Here is a 25910-nt window from a genome sequence, read left to right on the forward strand (position 1 = left end):
ACCAATGCGTTGATGGAAGAGGAGCCAGTGTACGCTGTTGAGGTGGGGATGGGGGATTGCATCCCTGTGCCGGGTGTTATCTACGTGTGACCCGGCGCCATGGCGTCAAACATGTCCTTGCCAACGGCCCCTTGGCCATGAAAGAAATCTTGCGTTCATGCTGTGCAGGTGGCTGGAATTGCGGTATCGCAAACAGTGGCAAGCATGAATCGGATTCATCGATGCCATGGTAGTGACTTTTTTATATCGTGTTTGTGACGATGTGTGAGTATTTTGCCGCCTATTTGGTGCACACTTTGCCGGATATAAATCCGGGAGTGCCGCCATGACCAGGTCACGCAGCTTGCCGCCACGATTGCTGGGAGCACGCTTCCGTGGCTTTTCCCTGCTGCCGCTGGCCATTTCATTTGTCGTGCTGGTATGCCTGTCGCTGCTGGCGCTCCAGCTATGGATGACCTTGCGCGCCCGCGAAGTGCAACTCGATGAAGCGGGGCGCGAAAGCGCCAATCTGGCGCAATCTGTGGCGCAGCATGCCTATGACACCATCAAGGAAGCCGATACGGTGCTGGTTGGACTCGTGGAGCGGGTGCAAACAGACGGTGTTTCCGATCCTGAACTGGCCCGCATGCACAAGTTGCTGGTCACGCGTGTCGCCGAGCTGCGCCAGTTGCACGGCATCTTCATCTATGCCAGGGATGGCAGCTGGCTGGTGAACTCGCAGCAAACGCTGTTGAGCAATTTGAATAATTCCGATCGCGATTACTTCAACTACCATCGAACGCATGCAGATCGAGGCCCCTATGTCGGGCCTCCCGTGCGCAGCAAATCGACGGGACATTGGATCGTCACCGTGTCGCGGCGTATCAATATGCCTGACGGCAGTTTCGGCGGCGTGGCGCTGGCGACCATTGATATGAATTATTTCAGGGTGTTTTATGAACGCTTTTCGATAGGAAAAAAAGGCGCCATTTTCATTGCAAATGGAAACGGTATTCTGTTATTGAGACGGCCGTTCGACGAAAGTTTGCTGGGACGCGATCTTTCGCAGTTTCCCTTATTTCATGATTATTTGCCCAAAAGTCCCGTTGGGACGGCTGTGATCAAGTCGCGAGTCGATGGCGTGACGCGTATCAATAGCTATCGTAGAGTCGAGGAATACCCGCTGGTGGTCTCCGCCGCGTTGTCGCAGGATGAAGTGCTCGCTGCGTGGCGTGTCGATGCGGTGATGCAAAATGCGGTGGGGGGCGTGCTGGTATTGCTGATCGCGTTCATCGGATACCGCGTGGTGCGGCAGATCGATTTGCGGGGCAAGAGCGAGGCGGGACTGGTCGAGGCGCGCAATGAACTGGAAATGATCAATGAAACCCTGGCCCGCCTTGCCAACCAGGATGGGTTGACGGGGCTGGCGAACCGGCGCCACTTCGACCAGTCGCTGCTTGCCGAGTTCAGCCGTGCGCAGCGTGAGGAGAGCTCGCTTGGGTTGGTGTTGATCGATGTCGATTTCTTCAAGCAATACAACGATATCTATGGCCATGTGGCCGGCGACGAGTGCCTGAGAAAAATCGGCAAAGTGGTCGGCTACAGCATGCGCAGGCCGGGCGACCTTGCGGCGCGCTACGGCGGCGAGGAAATGGTCGTTTTATTGCCCGGTACGGATATGCAGGGCGCATTGGCGGTGGCGGAAGGCGTTCGCCAGGCCGTGCAATCGCTGGGAATCGAGCATAGTGGCAATCCTCTCGGCGTGGTGACGGCCAGCGTCGGCGTGGCGGCTTTTATGCCGATGCACCTGGAAAACCTGCCGGTCGAGTTGGTTGAGCTTGCTGACAAGGCACTGTACAAGGCCAAGGCATCGGGGAGAAATCAGGTTTGTTATGAGTCTTCTGGCAAAAGTGCCGAGCAGGCCGCCACTGCTCTTGCGTTTCGATAGCCGTTGTTGACGGTGCATGAGCCGGGGCGGCTTTGTGCTGCGTCCTCGGTGGCGCGTGCGCCAGCCCTGTCCATGTACAATCGGCAACATACGGATCGACGTATCCGCCCCTTCATTGCGGAGTACGTTCAAGCGTGACACAAACATTGCAAACCTGGCTGCTGGCCTGGCGGGAAGCCTTCACATGCGTCGGCCTGGGGCTGCGCGATGCGCGTCATGCGGGCCTGTGGTGGCGTTCCGCGCTGTGGTGCATGGCGGTCGTGGCGCTGTGGCTGGGACTGTATGGTTACTTCGGCCGTTTTTTTGTCGAGCTGAGCGCCATGCTGGCGCTGGTGTCCGTCACCGGCTTGCTGGGCCTGGGCGTGATGGATGGCGTCGGGACACTGGCCAGCGGGCCGGCCACCGTGTCGCAGATGGGCAATATCGCCGGCGGCCTGGGCAGCGCCGCCAAGGCCATGCTGTCGATCGGCCAGATTGCCCTGGCGTTGCTGGCGCTGGCTGCTTTTTTCTATGTGATGGTCTTTATCGTCGGCGCCATCGGCACGGCGCGCCTGCCGCTGCGCTGGCTGCTGCTGGAGCGCGCCAAGGCGGTGGCGGCGCGACGCTATGTAGCGTGGCAGCCTCCGGCCGGCCTGGATGCATCCTCCGCGCGCCCCGCCTGGCGGCGGCGTCTGTTGCTGCTGCTTTCCCTCTTGATTCCGGTGTGGGCCATGTGCGTGCTGATCTCGTACTTGCTGGCCTGGAACATCCAGATGGTCTACGGCGCGGCGGCCGAAGAGGTGCTCGGCGCGGAACAGCAAGCGGCGTTGCGCCGCGAACAGCGCCCGGCGATTTTTGCTCTGGGCCTGCTGCTGTGCTTGCTGATGCTCGTCCCGGTCCTCAATTTACTGTTGCCAGCCGTGCTGTGCACCAGCGTTTGCCATTTGCAGCGCCGCGGCTGGCGCGCAACGCATGCATTAATCAAAGTGGAGTGAACATGAGTGAACACGCAAGACGCGGTACCTTGGAGCGCGCGATTGAAATCGCCGCCGCCACCCATGCCGGCCAGACGGACAAGGGCGGCGCGCCATACATATTGCACCCTTTGCGCGTCATGCTGCGCGTCGCCCCCGGCGCCCAGCAGATTGTCGCCGTGCTGCATGACGTGGTGGAAGACAGCGATGGCAAAGTCACCTTCGACGACCTCGCGAGTGAAGGATTTTCCCAGGAAGTCATCGACGGCGTGCGCGCCGTGAGCAAGATAGAAGGCGAGTCGTATGAAGCGTTTATCGCCCGCGCGGCGTTGAACCCGGTGGGCAAGGCCGTCAAGCTGGCTGATCTGGCTGAGAATAGCGATTTGTCGAGGATAGAGATGCCGACGGAGAAGGATTTGGAGAGGGTGGGGAAGTATGGGCGGGCGATGGGGTATTTGGTGGTGAATTGAGTTGACTACATAATGGCTGGTAACTCTTGCAGGAAAAGGTAGATAGTGACGCGAGTTATTTTATTTATCTAACTCTATTGCAAATCAGTAACTGGAGTAGGATTACTCTCTCCAGTCTAAGAATTAAAGTAAAAAGGCATTAACGTCGACTGGGTGGTTGAGATGAAGGTGAGAAATTGATTTCTATCGAGAAAGACGATTGCTTTTTCAATGAAGCTGATATTGTCTTTGGATGCATCGATGAAAAATATATTGCTCCCCATACTGATAATTGCGATAAGAAATTTAAAAAATTAAATATTGATGAATTCTTTGACTTTATCAGGGTTGTTGTTTGAAACTGAACTATATCTTTTGATAAATTTTTTAAGAAATAAAACTTTTATGTAGTATTATGTTGGTAAATTTATTAATCCAAGGATTTTTATGAGCTTTCCCATACCGGAATTTTCAAGAAAACAAGTGCAACGTGCCGGATACACATTGGTAAATTTCGAGGAGAGTGAAGGTGATTTTGACATGGATGCTTGGCATGATGCATTTCTTGTCCTTACGAACTGGAGAGCTTGTCACGGTTATCCAATAAATACGTTTCAAGCAACTTTAAGGAACAAACTAAAAAAAATTGATCCTGATGCTCTTGTTGCTCAACGGCTTAAAAGAACGCCTTCGATTATAAATAAACTCCAGCGAATAAAAGGAATGAATTTGGCTCGGATGCAAGATATTGGCGGATTGAGGGCCGTTGTAAATTCATTGCCGCAGCTTCAGGTTCTTCATCAAGAATATAAAACTACGATTTTCACACACACATTGGTTTCCGAATATGATTATGTGAAAGAACCAAAAGAATCTGGATATCGCAGCGTTCATCTTATTTATAGGTACAAACTACGCTACGACTCGCCTTATGATGGCCTTCAACTTGAACTTCAAATGCGAACTAAGTTACAGCACGCATGGGCTACGGCAGTTGAAACAATGGGGACATTCCTTCGGCACTCTTTGAAGTCTAGCGAAGGGCCGGATGAATGGTTGAATTTTTTTGCACTTGTATCTTCGGCTTTCGCTCACTCCGAGAAAATGCCACTCGTGCCAGGGTATGAACACCTATCAAAGGCTGAAACGTACAGGAAGACGAAAGAAGACTCTGAGCGTCTAGGAGTGAGAGAAAAGCTTGAACGATTTAGTAGTGCGGTACGTGCAATCCCCACTACCGGAAAGAAAAGAGCGGCGTACTACTTAGTTGAACTTCAACTTACGGGAGATGACTCCAATGTGAAAATCACCTCGTTTGCAAGGGATAAGCTAGAAGAGGCAAATACGCAGTACAGCAGCGCTGAACGCGAGGCCAAATCGACCGGGACACAAGTAGTATTGGTTGCAGCAGGCTCTATTGAATCTCTAAAGCGTGCTTACCCGAACTATTTTCTTGATACCCACGAATTTTTGACACACCTTGAAAAAATTGCACGAAGCAAGTTTTCGATTGTTGAGTAATTTTCACTTCTCAGTAGTTGTGGGCGAGTGCGGGCGAGGGTCATGCGGGCGAGGCTCAGATCCGGCATTTGTACATAGCCTGAGCCGTTTGTGTTGTCGTTAGGAAAAACCGCCTGCGGCGCAAAAGCTAGTCAGAGGAATCGGAGAGGGTTGCGCTTGCAAGCGCAACCCGGTTTTGCGGCGCCGAGCTGCGCTCGCCGAATGCCCCGCAAAACCCCCGCGCCCGTACCGGACGCGGATTCGATGCCCGCGTTCTGCATACATGGAATAAATAAAAAGGGCCTCCCCGCCAAAACGGGGAAGCCCTTTTTATTTATTCGGTGGTGGAGACGGCGGGAATCGAACCCGCGTCCGCAAGCACTCCACAGACAGTTCTACATACTTAGCACTATCATTTAATTTAACTCAGCCAGCACGGATGTGCACGTTATGGGCAAGCGAGTTACCTATTATTTAGTCGGACGCTAAGTAACCCAGCATACGACGAGTCCCTGTAAATGACTCTAGAGCTTTTGACGGCCCACCCCAGGGACGAGGTGTTCTAGAGCTAACAGCGATTAAGCTGCCAGTGCGTACGAGTTATCGTTTGCAGTTAAGTTTTTTCAGGTTGTATTTACGAGGTAGCCCGCCCTCGGTATGCCCTGCGCTGCTTTGCAACCCACGTCGAAACCAGGTCGTCCCCACAGAACCTTCATTGTAGCGCAATCTGCCCACTCTTGCATGCTGCATTCGCGGTAAGGAACGAGGTATCCTCGAATCGCTTGAGCCAGACGAATTGGAGGGGCTTGTGCCGGCAGGCTGCAAGCCGCGCATCCGCAAGCACTCCACAGGCAGTTGTATCACCCTACAGGCAAGTGCTGGGGTCAGACCCGGCGGGTCTGACCCCGGATTTTTGTTGCTGGTCGAAACAGGTGTTTGTAGCGTGCGTGAGTTTTCAGAAGTAAGCCATCAAGCCGCCAACTGCCGCTCCTGCGCCGCCTTCACCACCCCGGTGACCAGCTCGAGCAAGGCCTGCGGCGTATCAAGCAAATGGTCCGCGTTCCAATGTTGCGGCTCGACGGGGCCGCAGTAGCCCCAGGCGCAGGCGACCGTGCGCATGCCGGCGGCGCGGCCGGCCTGGATGTCGCGCAGGTCGTCGCCTACGTACCAGCAGTCTTCCGGCGCCAGGTCCAGGCGGCGGGCCGCTTCCAGCAGGGGGGCGGGGTGCGGTTTCGGGTGGGGCATGGTGTCGCCCGAGATCACGCAGCCGGCGGCGCCCAGGCCAATCTGGCCGACCAGCGGGTCGGTGAAGCGGGCGGCCTTGTTCGTGACCACACCCCAGGCCAGGCCCAGGGCGGTCAAGCCTTCCAGCATGGCGGGGATGCCGTCGAACAAACGGCTTTCCACGGCCAGGGCCGCTTCGTAATTGTTCAGGAAGCCGTCTTTCAGGGCTTCGTAGCCGCTTTCGCCAGGAGCTATCCCATACGACGCGCCTATCATGCCGCGCGCGCCGGCCGAGGCCGTGGGGCGCAGGATGTCATACGGGGTCGGCGCCAGGCCGGCGCGCGCGCGCAGCAGGTTGATGGCCGCCGCCAGGTCGGGCGCGGTGTCGGCCAGGGTGCCGTCGAGGTCGAACAGGATGGCGCGCGGGGCTGGCAGATGGTCGGTGATCATGGCGGGCAAAGTGTGTCAAGTGAGAATGAAAAATGGCGGCCGCAGCCGCCTTGTATTGTGCGTGATGGTTACAGCGGCCGGGTGCAGGCCACCAGGTAATTGACGCTGGTATCGCTATTAAGTGAGTAAATCTTGGTCAGCGGATTGTAGCCCATGCCGCGCATGCTGTTGACGTCCAGGCCGGCGCTGCGCAGGTATTGCGACAGTTCGGCCGGGGTGATGAATTTGTCATAGTCGTGCGTGCCTTTCGGCAACAGACGCAGCAGGTATTCGGCGCCCAGGATGGCGAACAGGTACGCTTTCGGGTTGCGGTTCAGGGTCGACAGGAAGACGTGGCCGCCCGGCTTCACCAAGGTGGCGCAAGCCTTGACGATGGCGGCGGGGTCTGGCACGTGCTCGAGCATTTCCATGCACGTCACGACGTCGTACTGGCCCGGCTCTTCCTCGGCCATGGCTTCGGCGGCGATCAGCTTGTAGCGGACCTTGGCGCCCGATTCCAGGCTGTGCAGGTCGGCCACTTTCAAGGCCTTGTCGGACAGGTCGATGCCCGTCACGTCGGCGCCCTTGCGGGCCATCGATTCGGCCAGGATGCCGCCGCCGCAGCCGATGTCGATCACGCGCTTGCCGGCCAGCGGCACTTTCGCGTTGATCCATTCCAGGCGCAGGGGATTAATTTCGTGCAGGGGACGAAACTCGGAAGTGGGGTCCCACCAGCGGTGGGCCAGCTCACTGAATTTTTGGATTTCGAGAGGGTCGGCGTTCATAGGTCGAATAATAGCGGCAATTTTACAATCGGGCAGCCACGGACGAAAAAAAACCCCGCCGTAGCGGGGTTTTTCATGCTGTTCTTGACCTGCGCGATGACTTGCGCAAGTCGAGAGGGCTCAGCTATTACTTGTTGCGGGTACCAACAACTTCGATTTCCACGCGACGGTTTTTCGCACGGCCTTCGGCAGTTTTGTTGTCAGCAACAGGTTGTTTCTCGCCTTTGCCTTCGGTGTACACGCGGTTGCTTTCAACGCCTTTGTTGACCAGGTAGGCTTTGACAGCATCAGCACGACGTACCGACAGTTTTTGGTTGTAAGCATCGGTGCCGACGGAGTCGGTGTGACCCACAGCGATGATGACTTCCAGGTTGATGCCACCCAGTTGTGCGGCCAGCTCGTCCAGCTTGGCTTTGCCTTCTGGCTTCAGCGTAGCTTTGTCGAAATCGAAGAATGCATCAGCGGCGAAGCTGACTTTTTCCGAGGTAGGAGCAACGACGACTGGCACTGGTACGACAGGTGCTGGTGCTGGAGCAGGTACGACTGGTGCTGGAGGAGCCACGCATTTGCCGTCTTGCAGGGTTTCTGGCTCTACGCACAGTGGCACGTCGCAACCTGGCACCGCGTCAGCAGGTGTCCAGTAGCCGGTACGCCAGCACAGACCGAATGGGTCACGCACGATGACGCCGCGAGCATCTTGCACATAAGCGCTTTTTGGGCTTGGTGCTTTGATGTCAGTGGTAACTGGCGCGAATGGTGGGGAGGTTGGGGTTTGGGCCGAAGCCGAGCCAGCAATCACTGCGGATGCAGCGAAAAACAGCGTTACAAATTTATTCATTCTTTTTTCCTTTCGGGGGGTGATATCCGCAGAACAACACTGCGCTACTGGTGCTACGTGCCAAGATTTTATCATGTAGACCATATGCGCTCGTTTCAGATTGCGAAACTAGCAATTAACTTCTCAGTCATTTTGCCACACGCATCAGGGGCACACGACCGTGGTTAAATCAAAGCTTGCCCGATTTTAGACCGTGCGTTGTTTTTGCGCAACGAAAATGCCCATTTGTAACGCGTCTGTAACATTTGATCGCTTTTTTTGCCTCTTTTAAGGGCAGGTGTCTTGAACTGGTATTGCCATTGTGCATTATCGACAGGTCAACATGCGCGGCCCCGGTGCAAACTGCCAATCTTGTTGGTATGGCCAATTTGTACAGGTAGCTGAGCGCGCATGCTAAAATCGTGCGCTTGACTGTCAAGAGCGTCGAGCAAATGCCCACGGCGGCACTGCATGGCCAGGACGTACCCCCGCGGTACCCGTACTGGCCGTGCCGCCAGCCCGCCGATTTGTTTTGCGCTCTGCGACATGGAAGCCGGGCCCCGCCAGCAGCGCGCGGCGCGGCGTCCACGACGACAGCCACCCAGGATATGCAGTATTGCGTCATACATTGCGTAACAGATAAGTTAACCACAGCCTGAGATCAGTCGAACCGCCAATGGATCAATTCGCAAAAGAAACAATTCCTATTTCCCTCGAAGAAGAGATGCGCAAGAGCTACCTCGATTACGCCATGAGCGTGATCGTCGGTCGCGCCTTGCCCGATGCGCGTGACGGCTTGAAGCCTGTGCACCGCCGCGTCTTGTTCGCGATGCATGAAATGAATAACGTGTGGAACCGCCCTTACGTCAAGTGCGCCCGCGTGGTCGGCGAAACCATGGGTAAGTACCATCCCCACGGCGATGCCTCGATCTATGACACCCTGGTGCGCATGGCGCAGGATTTTTCGTTGCGCTACATGCTCGTCGATGGTCAGGGCAACTTCGGTTCCGTCGACGGCGATGGCGCCGCGGCGATGCGTTACACCGAGTGCCGCCTGGACAAGATCGCCAGCGAGCTGCTGGCCGACATCGACAAGGACACCGTCGACTTCCAGCCCAACTACGATGGCAAGGAAAAGGAACCGACGGTCTTGCCGACGCGTATTCCCAACCTGCTGATCAATGGCTCGTCCGGTATTGCCGTCGGCATGGCGACGAACATTCCGCCACACAACATCACCGAAGTCATCGACGGCGCGCTGCACGTGCTGCGCAACCCCGATTGCACGATCGACGAATTGATCGAGCTGATCCCGGCGCCGGACTTCCCGACGGCCGGCATCATCTATGGCGTATCCGGCGTGCGCGACGGCTACCGCACGGGCCGTGGCCGCGTCGTCATGCGCGCCAAGACCCACTTCGAAGAATACGGCAAGGATGGCGGCCGCATCGCCATCATCGTCGACGAGCTGCCATTCCAGGTCAACAAGAAATCCTTGCTGGAACGCATCGCTGAAAACGTGCGCGACAAGAAGCTCGACGGCATTTCCGACATCCGCGACGAGTCCGACAAGTCGGGCATGCGCGTGGTGATCGAGCTGAAACGGGGCGAAGTGCCGGAAGTGGTGCTGAACAATCTGTACAAGCAGACCCAGTTGCAAGACACTTTCGGCATGAACATGGTGGCCCTGGTCGATGGCCAGCCCAAGCTGCTGAACCTCAAGCAGATGCTGCAATGCTTCCTGTCGCACCGCCGCGAAGTGGTCACGCGCCGCACCGTGTTCGAACTGCGCAAGGCGCGCGAACGCGGCCACGTGCTCGAAGGCCTGGCTGTCGCGCTGGCCAACATCGATGACTTCATCGCCATCATCAAGGCCGCGCCGACGCCGCCGATCGCCAAGGTCGAGCTGATGGCCAAGGCCTGGGATTCGTCCGTCGTGCGCGAAATGCTGGCCCGTACGGGCGACGGCACGACGCCGGGCGGCGTGGACGCCTACCGTCCGGAAAACCTGCCGAAGCACTACGGCATGCAGACCGATGGCCTGTACAAGCTGTCGGACGACCAGGCACAGGAAATTCTGCAGATGCGCCTGCAGCGCCTGACCGGCCTGGAGCAGGACAAGATCGTCAACGAATACAAGGAAGTCATGGCGCACATCGCCGACTTGCTCGACATCCTGGCCAAGCCGGAACGCGTCACCATCATCATCACCGATGAAATGACGGCGGCGAAGAACGAATACGGCGTCGGCAACAAGGACGTGCGCCGCTCGCAGATCGAACTGAACGCGACCGACCTGGAAACGGAAGACCTGATCACGCCGCAGGACATGGTCGTGACCCTGTCGCACACCGGCTACATGAAGGCGCAGCCGATCACCGAATACCGCGCGCAGAAGCGCGGCGGCCGCGGCAAGCAGGCGATGGCGACGAAAGAGGAAGACTGGATCGACCAGCTGTTCATCGCCAACACGCACGACTACATCCTGTGCTTCTCGGACCGTGGCCGCATGTACTGGCTGAAGGTGTGGGAAGTGCCGCAAGGCTCGCGCAATTCGCGCGGCAAGCCGATCGTCAACATGTTCCCGCTGCAGGACAACGAAAAGATCACCGTGATCCTGCCGCTGTCGGGCGAGAACCGCACGTTCCCGGAAGACCATTATGTCTTCATGTCGACCAGCCTGGGCACCGTGAAAAAGACGCCGCTGAAGGACTTCAGCAATCCACGCAAGGCCGGCATCATCGCGGTCGACCTGGACGACGGCGACTTCCTGATCGGCGCGGCGCTGACCGATGGCCAGCACGACGTGATGCTGTTCTCCGATTCGGGCAAGGCAGTGCGCTTCGACGAAAACGACGTGCGTCCTATGGGCCGTACGGCGCGCGGCGTGCGCGGCATGAACCTGGAAGAAGGCCAGCACGTGATCGCCCTGCTGGTGGCCGAGAACGAGCAGCAGTCGGTGCTGACGGCCACGGAAAACGGCTACGGCAAGCGTACGCCGATCACCGAGTACACGCGCCATGGCCGTGGCACGAAAGGCATGATCGCCATCCAGACCAGCGAGCGCAACGGTAAAGTGGTTGCCGCGACCCTGGTCGATACCAGCGATGAAATCATGCTGATCACCACCGGCGGCGTCCTGATCCGCACCCGCGTGTCGGAAATCCGCGAGATGGGCCGCGCGACGCAGGGCGTGACCCTGATCGCCGTGGAAGACGGCACCAAGCTGTCCGGCCTGCAGCGCGTCGTGGAAACGGATATCGACGAAGTCGAGCTGACGACGGAGGCGGGTGCGGAAGCCGCCGCTGCGCCGGCAGCGGCTGAACCGGCCGATCCGGCAGATCCGGCCCAGCCGGAGTAAGATGATTGGGGCTCTTTCGGGAGCCCCAATTGCTATTGGCGTGCCATGTGCGCCGCCAGCAGCGTTTCGTAGGTCGGCTTAGCCCGTCGGGCGTAAGCCGACATGCATCGCCGGCAATGTCTATTTACAAGTCACTCAACATCCCGCATGCCATGAGAAAAATCGTCGCCACCTTCTTCGCCGCGTTTTCGCTGGCCTTTCTTGCGACCTTGCCGGCCCTGGCCCAGAGCACGCAAGCCACGCCCGCCCGCCAGGCGGCGCCCAGCCCCGCCATGAAGGTCGCCGTGCGGCGCATGCTCGATGCGATGCAGTTCCCTCAGCTCACGCGCAATATCTTCGACCAGATGCTGCAATCGGTGCCCGCCATGATCCGCCAGTCGGCGCAGCAGCAAATCAGCGGCAACCCGAACCTGGACGAGCAGCGCAAGGCACGCGCGCTGGCCAGCGCCGAGGAAGAAATCCCCCTGGCCATCGGCACCCTGACGCAGGTACTGGCCGACCCGACCCTGATCGACGAGCTGGCCGCCGAAATGGTGCCCCTGTATGCGCGCTTTTACACGGTGCAGGAAGTCGAGCAGCTGACGGCCTTCTACAAGACGCCGCTGGGCCGCAAGATGCTGTCCACCATGCCGCAGCTGTCCGCCGAATCGCTGGCCATCAGCCAGCGCGTGCTGATACCCCGCGTGAATGCCGTGCTTGACCAGGTCATGCGGGCGGCCACGCAGTCGCCCCAATAACTCCACTTTTCCAAGGACCGTATCGTGACTCACATCTATAATTTTTCCGCCGGCCCGGCCGTCCTGCCCAAGGAAGTGCTGGCGCAAGCGGCTGCCGAGATGCAGGACTGGCATGGCAGCGGCATGTCGGTGATGGAAATGAGCCACCGTGGTCCCGAATTCATCTCCATCTACAAGCAGGCCGTGACCGACCTGCGCGAGCTGCTGGCCGTGCCCGAGAATTACAAGATCCTGTTCCTGCAGGGCGGCGGCCTGGGCGAGAACGCCATCATCCCCATGAACCTGGCGGGCCTGGCGGCGCAGCAGCCGGCCACCGTCGACTTCGTGCACACGGGTTCGTGGTCCGGCAAGTCGATCCAGGAAGCGGCCAAGTATGCCAACGTCAACGTGGCCGCCTCGTCCAAGGCCGCACGTTTCACTGGCGTGCCGCCCGTCTCCGAATGGAAGCTGACGCCGGGCGCCGCCTACCTGCACATCTGCACCAATGAAACCATCGACGGCGTGGAATTCCAGCAGGCGCCGAACGTGCCGGCAGGCACCACCATCGTGGCCGACATGTCCTCGCACATCCTGTCGCGCGTGATCGACGTGTCGCAATACGGCGTGATCTTCGGCGGCGCACAGAAAAATATCGGCCCGGCCGGCCTGACCCTCGTCATCGTGCGCGAAGACTTGCTGGGCAAGGCGCTGCCGATCTGCCCGTCGGCTTTCGACTGGACCATCGTGGCCGAACATGAGTCGATGTACAACACGCCGCCCACCTACGGCATCTATATCGCCGGCCTGGTTTTCCAGTGGCTCAAACGCCAGGGTGGCGTGGCAGCCATGGAACAGCGTAATATTGAGAAAGCGGCGCTGCTGTACGCGGCGCTCGATGCGGACGACTTCTACCAGAACCGGGTCGAGCCCGCATACCGCTCGCGCATGACCATCCCGTTCTACCTGCGCGATGAAAGTCTGAACGACGCATTCCTGGCCGGCGCCAAGCAGCGCGGCCTGCTGCAGCTGAAGGGCCACAAGTCCGTCGGCGGCATGCGTGCATCGATCTATAACGCGATGCCGATCGAGGGCGTGCAAGCCTTAGTGAATTATCTGAACGAGTTTGCCGGACGCTGAGTCGCCTAGACGACCGCGCCGGCCCGCCGCCGGCGCAGGCCGTGCGGCCATGATTGAAGTACAGCTGACGAAACAAACCACCATGACCGATAAATTGAAACCGCTGCGCGAACAGATCGATGCCATCGACGCGCAAATCCTCGAACTGCTGAACCGCCGCGCGCAAATCGCCCAGCAGGTGGGCCACGTGAAGGCCGAGACGCAGGCGCCCGTGTTCCGTCCCGAGCGCGAAGCGCAGGTGCTGCGCGGCGTGGCCGAGCGCAATCCCGGCCCCATGGGCGACCGCGAAGTGCAGACGATCTTCCGCGAAATCATGTCGTCCTGCCGCTCGCTGGAAAAAAGGGTGACCGTGGCGTATCTGGGCCCGGCCGGCACCTTCAGCGAGCAGGCCGTGTACCAGCAGTTCGGCAGCGCCGTCGAAGGCTTGCCGTGTGCGTCCATCGATGAAGTGTTCCGTGCCGCCGAAGCGGGCACGGCGGACTTCGGCGTCGTGCCGATCGAAAATTCCTCGGAAGGCGCCGTCAACCGCACTCTGGACATGATGCTGCAGACCAGCCTCATCATCAGCGGCGAGGTGGCCATTGCCGTGCACCACAGCCTGATGACGAAGAGCGGCAACATGGATGGCGTCACGTCCATCTGCGCCCATTCGCAGGCGCTGGCGCAGTGCCAGGTGTGGCTGAACCAGCATTATCCGAACGTCGCCCGCCACGCCGTGGCCTCGAACGCCGAGGCGGCCCGCATGGCCGGCGAAGATGGCACGGTGGCGGCGATTGCCAGCGAACTGGCCGGCGCGCAGTACAAGCTGGGCGTGGTCAAGGGCCATATCCAGGACGACCCGCACAACCGCACGCGCTTTGCCGTCGTGGGTACCTTGCAGACGGCGCCGTCGGGCAAGGACCAGACCTCGCTGGTGCTGGCCGTGCCGAACAAGGCGGGCGCCGTGTACCAGTTGCTGGCGCCCCTGGCCAAGCACGGCGTGTCGATGACGCGCTTCGAGTCGCGCCCGGCGCGCATGGGCAGCTGGGAGTATTATTTCTACGTCGACGTGGAGGGCCACGTGCACGACGCCGCCGTCGCCCAGGCGCTGGCCGAGCTGCAGAGCAATGCGGCGTTTTTCAAGGTGCTGGGGTCGTATCCGGTCAGTTTGTAACCCGGTAAAGGCCGGGGTCGGACCCTCAGGGTCCGACCCCAGTCATTGCTTTGGGGGTTCACCAATCATTCACCAACTTTTAAAGAACACCATGTCTAAAAATATCGGTCCAGAATACGTCCGCGCCATCGCCCCTTACCAGAGCGGCAAGCCGATCGCGGAAGTCGCGCGCGAATTCGGCCTCGACGAGGCAGCCATCGTCAAGCTGGCGTCGAATGAAAATCCGTACGGCATGCCGGAATCGGCGAAGCAGGCGATGATCGCCGCCATCGATGACCTGGGCCGCTATCCGGACGCCAATGGCTTCGACCTGAAAGCCGTGCTGTCGAAGCGCTACGACGTGCCGGCCGACTGGATCACCCTGGGCAACGGCAGCAACGACATCCTGGAAATCGCCGCGCACGCGTTCGTGCAGCATGGCCAATCCGTCGTCTACTCGCAGTATTCGTTCGCCGTGTACGCGCTGGCCACGCAAGGCCTGGGCGCGCGCCACATCGTCGTGCCGGCGCAAGCCTACGGCCATGACCTCGATGCCATGGCGGCGGCGATCGCCGACGACACGCGTCTGGTCTTCATCGCCAATCCGAACAACCCGACCGGCACCTTCCTGACGGCCGCGCAGCTGGAAGCGTTCCTGCAAAAAGTGCCGGCGCACGTCGTCGTCGTGCTGGACGAGGCCTACAACGAATTCCTGTCGGCCGACGACCAGTACGAGTCGACGGCGTGGGTGCGCCAGTATCCGAACCTGGTGGTGTCGCGCACCCTGTCGAAGGCCTACGGCCTGGCCGGCCTGCGCATCGGTTTCGCCATCGCCCAGCCGGCGCTGACGGACTTGATGAACCGCATCCGCCAGCCATTCAACGTCAACTCGCTGGCGCAGGCCGCCGCAATTGCCGCCTTGAACGACAAGGCCTTCCTCGAGCAAAGCGCGCGCAACAACGCGGCCGGCTACCAGCAGTTCACGCAAGCGTTTGCGCAGCTGGGCCTGGAATACGTGCCATCGCACGGCAATTTCGTGCTGGTCAAGGTGGGCGATGACGATGAAGCTGGCGCGCGCGTGAACCTGGCGCTGCTGAAACAGGGCGTCATCGTGCGTCCCGTGGGCAGCTATGGCTTGCCGCAATGGCTGCGCATTTCCATCGGCCTGCCGCAGGAAAACGCCATCTTCATCGCCGCGCTGACGAAAGCGCTGGCCTGACGCTATGACGACGCCTGCACTGAAAAAAATCGTCATCTTCGGCGTGGGCCTGATCGGGGGCTCGTTCGCGCGCGCCCTGAAACACGCGGGCGCGGTGACCAAGGTGGTCGGCATGGGCCGTTCGCCGGCGTCGATGGCGCGCGCGCTCGAACTGGGCATCATCGACGAGATCGGCGGCGACATGGCCGATGCCTTGCATGGCGCCGACCTGGTGCTGCTGGCCGCGCCCGTGGCGCAAACGGGCGCCATCCTGGCATCCATCGCGCCGCACCTGCAGCCTGCTACTGTCGTCACCGATGCGGGCAGCACGAAAAGCGACGTGGTGGCGGCCGCGCGCGCGGCGCTCGGCGGAAAAGTCGGACAATTCGTGCCGGGCCACCCGATCGCGGGGCGCGAGACGAACGGTCCCGACGCCGCCATCATCGACCTGTATCAGGGCAAGAAAGTGGTGCTCACGCCGCTGGCGGAAAACGCCGCGGCGGATGTGGAGCGGGTGGCGGCCGCCTGGCGCGCCTGCGGCGCCATCCTGCACACTTTGAGCCCCGAAGAGCATGACAAGGTGTTTGCCGCCGTCAGCCATCTGCCGCATCTGCTGGCCTTTGCGCTGGTCGACGACATCGCCAACAAAGCGCACGCGGGTCTGCTGTTCCAATACGCGGCCAGCGGCTTTCGCGACTTTACGCGCATCGCCGGCTCATCGCCGGAAATGTGGCGCGACATCAGCCTGGCCAACCAGCCGGCGCTGCTGCACGAACTGGACGCCTACCTGGCGCAGTTGACGACCTTGCGCGCCCACCTGGCCGCACACGACGGCGCCGCCATCGAGGGCGTGTATGCGAACGCCCAGCACGCGCGGCAGCAATGGATAGAGGCGATCGAAACGGCGGAAACGCCGGCCGCGCCCACACGATAAATACTCAAGGATTCCAGCATGACCCAGACCAAGCACTACCCCCACCACATCGATCTGAAGCCGGTGATGCACGCCCAGGGCACGGTGCGCCTGCCCGGCTCGAAAAGCATTTCCAACCGCGTGCTGCTGCTGGCCGCGCTGGCCAAGGGCACGACGAAGATCATCGACCTGCTCGCCTCCGACGACACCTTCGTCATGCTGACGGCCTTGACGTCGCTGGGCGTCAAGTGGACGCAGGATGAATTGACGGGCGATCCGGCCACGGCCCACCAGGTGCACCACGTGGAAGGCTGCGGCGGCGTGTTCCCGCACCACGAAGCGGACCTGTTCATGGGCAATGCCGGCACGGCCATCCGTCCGCTGACGGCGGCCCTGGCCGTGATCGGCGGCGACTACACCCTGCATGGCGTGTCGCGCATGCACGAGCGCCCCATCGGCGACCTGGTCGACGCGCTGAACGCCGTCGGCACGCAGATCGAATACACGGGCGAGCACGGCTTCCCGCCGCTGCGCATCCGCCGCGGCCACATCCACGCGCAGCGCATCGCCGTGCGCGGCAACGTGTCGAGCCAGTTCCTGACGGCCTTGCTGATGGTCGCGCCGCTGATGGCGCGCGACCATGCGGTCACCATCGACGTCACGGGCGAGCTGATTTCGAAGCCGTACATCGAGATCACCCTGAACCTGATGCGCCGTTTCGGCGTGACGGTCGAGCATGACGGCTGGCAGTCGTTCACCGTGCAGCCGGGCCAGCAATATCAAAGCCCGGGCACGATCCACGTGGAAGGCGATGCGTCGTCGGCTTCGTACTTCCTGGCGGCCGGCGCCATCGGCGGCGGTCCCGTGCGCGTGGAAGGCGTGGGACGCGACAGCATCCAGGGCGACGTGCGCTTCGTCGAAGCCTTGCAGCAGATGGGCGCGACCATCACCATGGGCGAGAACTGGATCGAGGCACGCTCGAACGGCGTCTTGACGGCCGTCGACATGGATTTCAACCACATTCCCGACGCGGCCATGACGATCGCCGTCGCCGCCCTGTACGCGGATGGCACCAGCACTTTGCGCAATATCGCCAGCTGGAGGGTGAAGGAAACGGACCGCCTGACGGCCATGGCGACGGAATTGCGCAAACTCGGTGCCGAAGTGGAAGAGGGCGCCGACTACCTGCGCGTGACGCCGCCGGCGGAAATCGCCGCCGCCACCATCGACACGTACGACGACCACCGCATGGCCATGTGCTTCTCGCTGGCCTCGCTGGACGGCGCCGCGCGCCGCGGCAACGAGATGCGCATCAACGATCCGAAATGCGTGGCCAAGACTTTCCCCGAGTATTTCGCCGCGTTCGCGGGGATTGCCAAAGACAGTCTTATTTAACCGAAGGCAAATTTGGGGTCAGACCCGCAGGGGGAATGCCTTCCAATGGAAGGCATTCCGATCCGCCAGGACTGACCCCAGCTCTTGTCTTGGGGTTTAGTTTTTTAAAAAGTGACAAAATAATGCCGACCTCCCACATCCCAGTCATCGCCATCGACGGCCCCACCGCTTCCGGCAAGGGCACGGTGGCGCACCGCGTGGCCGACAAGCTGGGCTTTCATTACCTGGACTCGGGCGCGCTGTACCGCCTGACGGCCTTGAGCGCGCTGCGCCGCGGCACGGATCTGCGCGACGAGCACGCGCTGGCCAAGCTGGCCGAACACTTGCCTTGCCACTTTGCCAATGGCGAGATCCTGCTGGCGCAGGAAAACGTCACCGAGCAGATCCGTGCCGAAGAGGTGGGCAATACGGCGTCGAAGATTGCCGTGTTGCCAACGGTACGCCAGGCGCTGATCAGCTTGCAGCTGGGCTTTCGCAAGACGCCGGGCCTGGTGGCCGACGGGCGCGACATGGGCACGGTGATCTTCCCGCACGCCCAGTTGAAGGTGTTCCTGACGGCCAGCGTCGAGGCGCGCGCGCAACGGCGCTACAAGCAATTGATAGACAAGGGTTTTTCTGCTAATATGGAAGACCTTCTGATGGATTTGCAGGCGCGGGACGAACGTGATACTCACCGTGCGATTGCGCCGCTGGTCCCCGCGGAAGGGGCGCATGTCCTCGATACGTCGGAAATGACGGCAGATGTTGCCGTTGAAACCGTGTTGAAATGGTATGCAGCTGCAGCAAAATAGCGTGTTGTTGTGCTATGTGGTGCCCGTTGACGGCTCCTGGCCTGTCCGGGTGTGTCAAAAACCTAACCCAGTTTAAGTCGCATCGTGCGATCTCTGCTGGATAACCTGTGTGAACCCTATGTCTACTGTTACAACTAACGAATCTACCGGTATGGAAAGTTTTGCTGCGCTCTTCGAGGAATCGTTGTCGCGTCAAGATATGCGCTCCGGCGAAGTTATTTCCGCTGAAGTCGTGCGCCTCGACCACAATTTCGTGATCGTGAACGCTGGCCTCAAATCCGAAGCATTCATCCCTGTCGAAGAATTCAAGAACGACCACGGCGAACTGGAAGTCAAAGTTGGTGACTTCGTTTCCGTGGCGATCGAATCGCTGGAAAACGGTTTCGGCGATACCATCCTGTCGCGCGATAAAGCCAAGCGTCTGGCTTCGTGGCTGGCTCTGGAAAAAGCGATGGAATCGGGCGAAATCGTCGTCGGTACCGTCAATGGTAAAGTCAAAGGCGGTCTGACCGTGTTGACCAACGGCATCCGCGCATTCCTGCCGGGCTCGCTGGTTGATACCCGTCCTGTCAAAGACACGACCCCATTCGAAGGCAAAACCCTCGAATTCAAAGTGATCAAGCTGGATCGCAAGCGTAACAACGTGGTTCTGTCCCGCCGCGCCGTCATCGAAGCTTCGATGGGCGAAGAGCGTCAGAAACTGATGGAAACGCTGAAAGAAGGCACGGTCGTGACCGGCGTCGTCAAAAATATCACCGACTACGGCGCGTTCGTGGATCTGGGCGGTATCGATGGCCTGCTGCACATCACCGACCTGGCATGGCGCCGTGTACGTCACCCGTCGGAAGTGTTGACGGTTGGCCAGGAAATCACCGCCAAAGTCCTGAAATACGATCAAGAGAAAAACCGTGTTTCGCTGGGCGTGAAACAACTGGGCGACGATCCTTGGACCGGTCTGTCCCGTCGTTACCCACAAAGCACCCGTCTGTTCGGTAAAGTAACGAACCTGACCGACTACGGCGCGTTCGTTGAAGTGGAACAGGGTATCGAAGGTCTGGTACACGTTTCCGAAATGGACTGGACGAACAAAAACGTTGCTCCTAACAAAGTTGTCCAACTGGGCGACGAAGTAGAAGTGATGGTTCTGGAAATCGACGAAGAGCGTCGTCGTATCTCGCTGGGTATGAAACAGTGCAAAGCCAACCCATGGGATGACTTTGGCGTGACCCACAAGAAGGGCGATAAAGTCCGCGGCGCGATCAAATCGATCACCGACTTCGGCGTGTTCATCGGCCTGGCCGGCAACATCGACGGTCTGGTGCACCTGTCCGACCTGTCCTGGACCGAAACCGGCGAAGAAGCCGTGCGTCGCTTCAAGAAAGGTGACGAACTGGAAGCCATCGTTCTGGCCATCGACGTTGAGCGCGAGCGCGTTTCCCTGGGCGTCAAGCAACTGGAAGGTGACCCATTCAACAACTTCGCAGCCATGAACGACAAAGGCTCGCTGGTAACCGGTACCGTTAAATCGGTTGAGCCTAAAGGCGCCGTGATCCAACTGTCCGAAGAAGTTGAAGGCTACCTGCGCGCTTCCGAAATCTCGCGCGACCGCGTTGAAGATGCTGGTACGCACCTGAAAGTCGGCGACACCGTTGAAGCAATGGTGCTGAACATCGACCGCAAAGCCCGTGGTATCCAACTGTCGATCAAAGCGAAAGACAACGTTGAAACCCAGGAAGCCATGCAGAAGATGGCAGCTACCGACAACAACGCAGCTTCGGGCACCACCAGCCTGGGCGCCTTGTTGAAAGCTAAGTTCGATAACAAGAACTAAGACTGCGGATACGGCAGATGACAAAGTCCGAGCTGATCAACCGCCTCGCTGAGCGTTATTCTCAGCTGGTGGCGAAAGATGCGGAGTATGCCGTCAAGACCATTCTCGATGCGATGACCAACGCCCTGGCGACCGGTCAGCGTATCGAGATCCGCGGTTTTGGCAGTTTTGCCCTGAACAGCAGGCCCCCGCGCATCGGCCGCAACCCGAAATCCGGCGACAAGGTGATGGTTCCCGAAAAACGGGTGCCCCACTTCAAACCGGGCAAACAGTTGCGCGAGCGCGTGGACGCGATGGTCGGGCAACCGATTATCGAGGATTAATCGTCTGCTGGAAGGCGGAAATAAAGAGCGGCGTCCTTGGATGCCGCTTTTTTTTGTTAATATGCCGTAGAGCACTAATCAAACCTGCTGCGCGTCGCGCTTTGCACTGCCGCTCGCTACGGTTTGATCAGCACTCTACGTTTGTGCCATGTGGCACGGGCATTTTTTTGTTCTTTCTGGACCTATCGATGAAAATCATCTCCACCATCGTTGGCTGTGTTCTTTTCGTCCTGTTCTTCAGTTTTGCGCTGAAGAATGCGCAGGTTGTCGACCTGCATGTTTTCCTCAATTATGAAATTCGCGGTCCCCTGGTCCTGATGCTGCTGGGCTTTTTTGTCGCCGGCGCCAGCCTGGGCGTACTGGCCCTGACGCCGACCGTGTTCCGTCACCGCCGCGAAGCGACCAAGCAAAAAACCACCATTGCCGCGCTGCAGACCGTTGGCGTGGCCAGCAATGTCCAGCCGCAACCGGACAGCGTGAGCGCGCAGTAAGCGGCGCCGTCGCTCCTATCTCTCTTACTCGAATAAAAACAATCGCATGGAATTTGAACTCTGGTGGCTCTTGGGTATCCCGGTGTTTTTCGCGCTGGGCTGGATCGCCGCGCGTGTGGACATTCATCAACTGGTGTCCGAATCGCGCAGCCTGCCGCGCAATTATTTCAAGGGCTTGAATTTCCTCCTCAACGAGCAGCACGACAAGGCCATCGACGCCTTCATCGAAGTCGTCAAGCTGGACCCGGAATCGGCCGATATGCACTTTGCGCTGGGCAACCTGTTCCGCCGCCGCGGCGAGACGGAGCGCGCCATCCGCGTGCACCAGAACTTGCTGGCGCGCCCGGACTTGCCGCTGGAACAGCAGGGCCATGCCGCCTACGAGCTGGGCATGGATTACCTGAAGGCGGGCTTGCTGGACCGCGCCGAAGAAACCTTCAACAGCCTGGTCGATACGCAATATGCGGCCCAGTCGCGTCGCGCGCTGCTGGAAATCTACCAGCGCGAAAAGGAGTGGCCACGCGCCATCGAAGCGGCAGTGGGCTTGCAGGAGTCGGGCGCCGGCGCGCGCCAGAAGGAAATCGCCCAGTTCTATTGCGAGCTGGCGCATGACGCCCTCGTGCACATGAAGCCGGACGACGCCATGCCGCTGCTGGAAAAAGCCCTGCAGACGGACCGCAAGAGCGTGCGCGCCACCATCCTGACGGGCGACGTGCTGCTGGCGCGTGGCGACGTGGAAGGCGCGCTGACCACCTGGCGCCGCGTGGAGCAGCAAAGCGTGCCGCACGTGGCCCTGGTGGCGCAGCGCCTGATGGATGGCTACACCAAGCTGGGCCGTCCACAGGAAGGCGTCAACCTCCTGCGCTCCTACCTGGAAGAAGCGTCGTCGATCGACCTGATCGAAGTCGTCTTCAAGGCCGTCATCGAACTCGACGGCGTGGAAGCGGCCAAGCAGCTGGTCAGCGCCGAGCTGCGCCGCACGCCGACCCTGCTGGGCCTCGACAAACTGCTGGAGGCGCGCATGATGGATGCGCCGGCCGCCATCTGGTCGGAGCTGTCGATGGTGAAAAACCTCGTGCACGGCTACACGCAGAAGCTGGCCCGCTACCAGTGCAGCCACTGCGGCTTCAAGGCGCGCCAGTTCTACTGGCACTGCCCTGGCTGCAACAAGTGGGAGACATATCCTCCACGTCGCACCGAAGAACTCAACGTCATGAATTAACCGTACACGCCACCTTGCCCCGCGCAACGTGGCGTGTACTTGTATGTACCATCCATATCTAAGAAACACGGCACAACCATGAAAATCACCATTATCGGCACGGGCTATGTCGGCCTCGTGACCGGCGCCTGCCTGGCGGAGCTGGGCAACGACGTTTTTTGCCTCGACCTGGACGCACAGAAGGTAGCACTGCTCAACAGCGGCGGCATTCCCATCCATGAGCCGGGCCTGGAAGAAGTCGTGGCGCGCAACCGCGCCGCCGGCCGCATGACCTTTTCCACCGACGTCGAGGCAGCCGCCGCGCACGGCGTGATGCAATTCATCGCCGTCGGCACGCCGCCCGACGAAGACGGTTCGGCCGACCTGCAATACGTGCTGGCCGCCGCGCGCGGCATCGGCAAGTACATGACGGACTTCAAGGTCATCGTCGACAAGTCGACCGTGCCCGTCGGCACGGCCGAAAAAGTGCGCGCCGCCATCCAGGGCGAACTGGACGCGCGCGGCGTGACCGCCACGTTCTCGGTGGCGTCGAACCCGGAATTCCTCAAGGAAGGCGCGGCCGTCGAAGACTTCATGCGCCCGGACCGCATCGTCATCGGCGTCGACGCCACGCCAGAAGGCGAACGCGCGCGCGAGTTGCTGAAAAGCCTGTACGCGCCGTTCAACCGCAATCACGAGCGCACTTACTGGATGGACGTGCGTTCGGCCGAATTCACGAAATATGCGGCCAACGCCATGCTGGCCACGCGCATCTCGTTCATGAATGAACTGGCGAACCTGGCCGACAAGGTGGGCGTCGACATCGAAGCCGTGCGCCACGGCATCGGTTCCGACCCGCGCATCGGCCACAGCTTCCTGTACGCCGGCTGCGGCTATGGCGGTTCCTGCTTCCCGAAAGACGTGCAGGCGCTCGAGCGCACGGCGCGCGGCTACGGCCAGGAATTGCTGATCCTGCGCGCCGTCGAAGCCGTCAACGACCAGCAGAAGCAGGTGCTGGGCCGCAAAGTGGTCACTCGCTTCGGCGAAGACCTGACGGGCCGGCATTTCGCCGTATGGGGCCTGGCCTTCAAGCCGAATACGGACGACATGCGCGAAGCGTCGGCCCGCGTGCTGCTGGCCGACTTGCTGGCGCGCGGCGCCACCGTGGCCGTGTACGACCCCGTCGCCATGACCGAAGCGCGCCGCGTGTTGCAACTGGACTTGACGCCGGAGCAATTGGCCAAGGTGCGCTTTGCCGACAGCTCGAAGGATGCGCTGCAGGACGCCGACGCACTCGTCATCGTGACCGAATGGAAAGCCTTCCGCAGTCCCGACTTCGAGCAGGTCAAGGCGCGCCTGAAGCAGGCCGTGATCTTTGACGGGCGCAACCTCTTCGAGCCGGCCGTCATGGCCGAGAACGGCATTGAATACCACGGGATCGGTCGCTCGATCCTGACGCGCGCATGAGCGCCCAGGAGGTGGTCGCCTTGACGGCGCCGGCCGCGTTGGCCCAGGTACGCCTGCTGGTGGTGGGCGATGTGATGCTGGACCGCTACTGGTTCGGCGACGTCAGCCGTATTTCGCCGGAGGCGCCCGTGCCCATCGTGCGCATCGAGAAGCGCGAAGAGCGCCTGGGCGGCGCGGCCAACGTGGCGCGTAATGCGGCCGCGCTGGGAGCGAAGACGAGCTTGCTGGGCGTGGTCGGCGACGACGAGGCCGGCAGCCAGGTCGAGCGGCTGCTCGAGGGCGGCGGCATCCACAGCTATCTGCAGCGCGATGCGGCCATTTCCACCATCATCAAGCTGCGCGTGATCGGTCGCCAGCAGCAGATGCTGCGCATCGACTTCGAAGATGCGCCCAGCGATACGGTCTTGCGCGACAAGCTGGCACAATTCAATGCGCTGCTGCCGCACTACGATGTGGTGATCCTGTCGGACTACGCCAAGGGCAGCCTGGTGAACGTGGCCGAGATGATCAAGGCGGCCCGCGCCGCCGGCAAGATCGTCATGGTCGACCCGAAAGGCGATGATTTCAGCCGCTATACGGGAGCGTCAGTGCTCACTCCGAATAAATCGGAACTGCGTCGCGTGATCGGCAACTGGAGCACGGAAGAGCAATTGACGGAACGCGCGCAGCAGATGCGCGCGCAACTGGGCCTGGACGCCTTGCTGCTGACGCGCTCGGAAGAGGGCATGAGCTTGTACACGGCCGATGAGGTGGTGCACATGCCGACCGATGCGCGCGAAGTGTTCGACGTCTCGGGCGCCGGCGACACGGTGATCGCCACCATGGCGGCCATGCTGGGCGCCGGCATGGGCCTGGGCGACGCCGTGCGCACGGCCAACCGCGCCGGTGGCATCGTCGTCGGCAAGCTGGGCACGGCCACCGTCACCCGCGACGAGCTGTTCCCGCAGTAACTACGCGCTACTACCTGCGCCGGTCCGTTTGATCTGGCGCAGGTCTTCCCCTCCTTCCGCTATCCCGTCTTGTCAACCGTATCACGCCACAGCCGTTAAAGCCGTTAAGGCGCTGCTCTTCCCTTGCGTTCGAGTCATCTTGAAACCACATCACGGAGAGATATCCATGTTCAAAAAAATACTGCTGGCCATCGCCACCCTGATCGCGACGATGGGCTTTGCCTTTGCCCAGGTCGACGTCAACAAGGCGGACCAGGCGGCACTCGACAGCGTCAAGGGCATCGGCCCCGTCACATCGAAAGCCATCATCGATGAACGCGCCAAGGGCGGCGCCTTCAAGGATTGGGCCGATTTCGAAACCCGCGTGAAGGGCATCGGTCCGAAAAGCTCCGTGAAACTGTCGGAAGCGGGCTTGCAAGTGAATGGCCAGGCCAAGTCCGGCGCGCCAGCGGCGCCCGCTCCGGCAGCGAAAGCCGCCCCGGCAAAAAAGGAAGCTGCTGTGAAGGAAGTTGCAGCGAAAGAAGCCGCACCGAAGCCAGCTGCTGCGACCGACACCGCTGCGGCGCCAGCCAAGACAGCCGCTGAAACGAAGAAAGAAGCTGCTGCTGCGAAGAAAGAAGCCAAGGCCGCTGCTGCTGCAGCCAAGAAAGAGGCCGCCGCCGCCAAGGCTGCCGCTCCTGCGGCTCCAGCCGCCGCCGATGGCGCCGCGCCTGTGAAGTCAGTCGCTGAAGCGAAGAAGGAAGCTGCCGCCGCCAAGAAAGAAGCGAAGGCTGCCGCCGCTGCTGCGAAGAAGGAAGCAAAACTGGCTGCCGCCGATGCGAAGAAGGCGGAAGCCGAGAAAAAATAAGCGTGTTGCTGTAAGGCGTGTTGCGTGGTGGTGCCGCGCAGCACGAAAAGAAAACCCCGCGTGGTACCGGCCG

The 25910-nt window shown here is 60.4% G+C and carries 22 protein-coding genes and 1 other RNA gene; 19 read left to right on the plus strand and 4 right to left on the minus strand.

Annotated features, from left to right (window positions below; translation table 11 throughout):
• Positions 1–325: 325 nt before the first annotated feature.
• From BLU39_RS16855 to BLU39_RS16870, 4 genes are all read left to right on the plus strand, one after another.
• Positions 326–1927 (plus strand): sensor domain-containing diguanylate cyclase, encoded by a 1602-nt coding sequence (locus BLU39_RS16855; RefSeq protein WP_092714927.1) that lies wholly within the window; start codon positions 326–328, stop codon positions 1925–1927.
• A gap of 134 nt (positions 1928–2061) precedes the next feature.
• The gene (locus BLU39_RS16860) at positions 2062–2901 is read left to right on the plus strand and encodes a hypothetical protein (RefSeq protein WP_139178318.1); all 840 of its coding nucleotides are present in this window, start codon (positions 2062–2064) and stop codon (positions 2899–2901) included.
• A gap of 2 nt (positions 2902–2903) precedes the next feature.
• Positions 2904–3350, plus strand: a complete 447-nt coding sequence (locus BLU39_RS29195) for an HD domain-containing protein (RefSeq protein WP_092714932.1) — start codon at positions 2904–2906, stop codon at positions 3348–3350.
• 426 nt (positions 3351–3776) lie between these two features.
• Complete coding sequence (locus BLU39_RS16870) at positions 3777–4850, plus strand: RelA/SpoT domain-containing protein (RefSeq protein ID WP_092714934.1); 1074 nt, start codon at positions 3777–3779, stop codon at positions 4848–4850.
• A gap of 321 nt (positions 4851–5171) precedes the next feature.
• On the opposite strand, the gene ssrA is transcribed toward BLU39_RS16870, so the two are convergent.
• The 4 genes from ssrA to ompA form a co-directional block, all read right to left on the minus strand.
• Positions 5172–5532: a transfer-messenger RNA gene (gene ssrA / locus BLU39_RS16875) on the minus strand.
• A gap of 266 nt (positions 5533–5798) precedes the next feature.
• Entirely contained in the window at positions 5799–6503 is a 705-nt protein-coding gene (locus BLU39_RS16880; protein ID WP_092715295.1) for an HAD family hydrolase, read from the minus strand.
• A 68-nt stretch (positions 6504–6571) separates the two neighbouring features.
• Positions 6572–7267, minus strand: coding sequence for a bifunctional 2-polyprenyl-6-hydroxyphenol methylase/3-demethylubiquinol 3-O-methyltransferase UbiG (gene ubiG / locus BLU39_RS16885; RefSeq protein ID WP_092714937.1), 696 nt, complete (start codon positions 7265–7267; stop codon positions 6572–6574).
• Between the two features lie 127 nt (positions 7268–7394).
• Positions 7395–8105: an outer membrane protein OmpA gene (gene ompA / locus BLU39_RS16890; RefSeq protein WP_046682685.1), complete on the minus strand. Its 711-nt coding sequence runs from the start codon at positions 8103–8105 to the stop codon at positions 7395–7397.
• Positions 8106–8760: 655 nt separating this feature from the next.
• On the opposite strand from ompA, the gene gyrA reads away from it, so the two are divergent.
• From gyrA to BLU39_RS16965, 15 genes are all read left to right on the plus strand, one after another.
• Entirely contained in the window at positions 8761–11445 is a 2685-nt protein-coding gene (gyrA, locus tag BLU39_RS16895) for a DNA gyrase subunit A (RefSeq protein ID WP_092714939.1), read from the plus strand.
• 152 nt (positions 11446–11597) lie between these two features.
• On the plus strand, positions 11598–12182 hold the full coding sequence (locus BLU39_RS16900; protein ID WP_157808899.1) for a DUF2059 domain-containing protein: 585 nt from the start codon (positions 11598–11600) through the stop codon (positions 12180–12182).
• Positions 12183–12206: 24 nt separating this feature from the next.
• On the plus strand, positions 12207–13298 hold the full coding sequence (gene serC, locus BLU39_RS16905; protein ID WP_092714943.1) for a 3-phosphoserine/phosphohydroxythreonine transaminase: 1092 nt from the start codon (positions 12207–12209) through the stop codon (positions 13296–13298).
• Between the two features lie 82 nt (positions 13299–13380).
• Positions 13381–14451, plus strand: coding sequence for a prephenate dehydratase (pheA, locus tag BLU39_RS16910; RefSeq protein WP_092715296.1), 1071 nt, complete (start codon positions 13381–13383; stop codon positions 14449–14451).
• Positions 14452–14542: 91 nt separating this feature from the next.
• Complete coding sequence (gene hisC / locus BLU39_RS16915) at positions 14543–15649, plus strand: histidinol-phosphate transaminase (protein ID WP_092714945.1); 1107 nt, start codon at positions 14543–14545, stop codon at positions 15647–15649.
• A gap of 4 nt (positions 15650–15653) precedes the next feature.
• Positions 15654–16562: a prephenate dehydrogenase gene (locus BLU39_RS16920; protein WP_175539343.1), complete on the plus strand. Its 909-nt coding sequence runs from the start codon at positions 15654–15656 to the stop codon at positions 16560–16562.
• Positions 16563–16580: 18 nt separating this feature from the next.
• Positions 16581–17936 carry a 3-phosphoshikimate 1-carboxyvinyltransferase gene (aroA, locus tag BLU39_RS16925; RefSeq protein ID WP_092714947.1) on the plus strand — a complete coding sequence of 452 codons (1356 nt, stop codon included), beginning with the start codon at positions 16581–16583 and terminating at the stop codon, positions 17934–17936.
• A gap of 122 nt (positions 17937–18058) precedes the next feature.
• A complete protein-coding gene (gene cmk / locus BLU39_RS16930; RefSeq protein ID WP_092714950.1) occupies positions 18059–18727 on the plus strand; it encodes a (d)CMP kinase in 669 nt (222 codons plus the stop codon).
• 118 nt (positions 18728–18845) lie between these two features.
• Complete coding sequence (rpsA, locus tag BLU39_RS16935) at positions 18846–20558, plus strand: 30S ribosomal protein S1 (protein ID WP_071650172.1); 1713 nt, start codon at positions 18846–18848, stop codon at positions 20556–20558.
• 17 nt (positions 20559–20575) lie between these two features.
• Positions 20576–20881, plus strand: coding sequence for an integration host factor subunit beta (locus tag BLU39_RS16940; RefSeq protein ID WP_008446215.1), 306 nt, complete (start codon positions 20576–20578; stop codon positions 20879–20881).
• 188 nt (positions 20882–21069) lie between these two features.
• Positions 21070–21372: a LapA family protein gene (locus BLU39_RS16945; RefSeq protein ID WP_034751796.1), complete on the plus strand. Its 303-nt coding sequence runs from the start codon at positions 21070–21072 to the stop codon at positions 21370–21372.
• A 46-nt stretch (positions 21373–21418) separates the two neighbouring features.
• Positions 21419–22594 carry a lipopolysaccharide assembly protein LapB gene (lapB, locus tag BLU39_RS16950; protein ID WP_092714952.1) on the plus strand — a complete coding sequence of 392 codons (1176 nt, stop codon included), beginning with the start codon at positions 21419–21421 and terminating at the stop codon, positions 22592–22594.
• A gap of 78 nt (positions 22595–22672) precedes the next feature.
• Positions 22673–24040, plus strand: coding sequence for a UDP-glucose dehydrogenase family protein (locus BLU39_RS16955; protein ID WP_092714954.1), 1368 nt, complete (start codon positions 22673–22675; stop codon positions 24038–24040).
• Positions 24037–24990, plus strand: coding sequence for a D-glycero-beta-D-manno-heptose-7-phosphate kinase (gene rfaE1 / locus BLU39_RS16960; protein ID WP_092714956.1), 954 nt, complete (start codon positions 24037–24039; stop codon positions 24988–24990). Before BLU39_RS16955 ends, rfaE1 begins: the two co-directional genes overlap by 4 nt.
• 166 nt (positions 24991–25156) lie before the next feature.
• Positions 25157–25837: a ComEA family DNA-binding protein gene (locus BLU39_RS16965; protein ID WP_092714958.1), complete on the plus strand. Its 681-nt coding sequence runs from the start codon at positions 25157–25159 to the stop codon at positions 25835–25837.
• Positions 25838–25910 lie beyond the last annotated feature (73 nt).

It is taken from the genome of Janthinobacterium sp. OK676, from assembly GCF_900103595.1.
Lineage (GTDB): Bacteria > Pseudomonadota > Gammaproteobacteria > Burkholderiales > Burkholderiaceae_D > Janthinobacterium.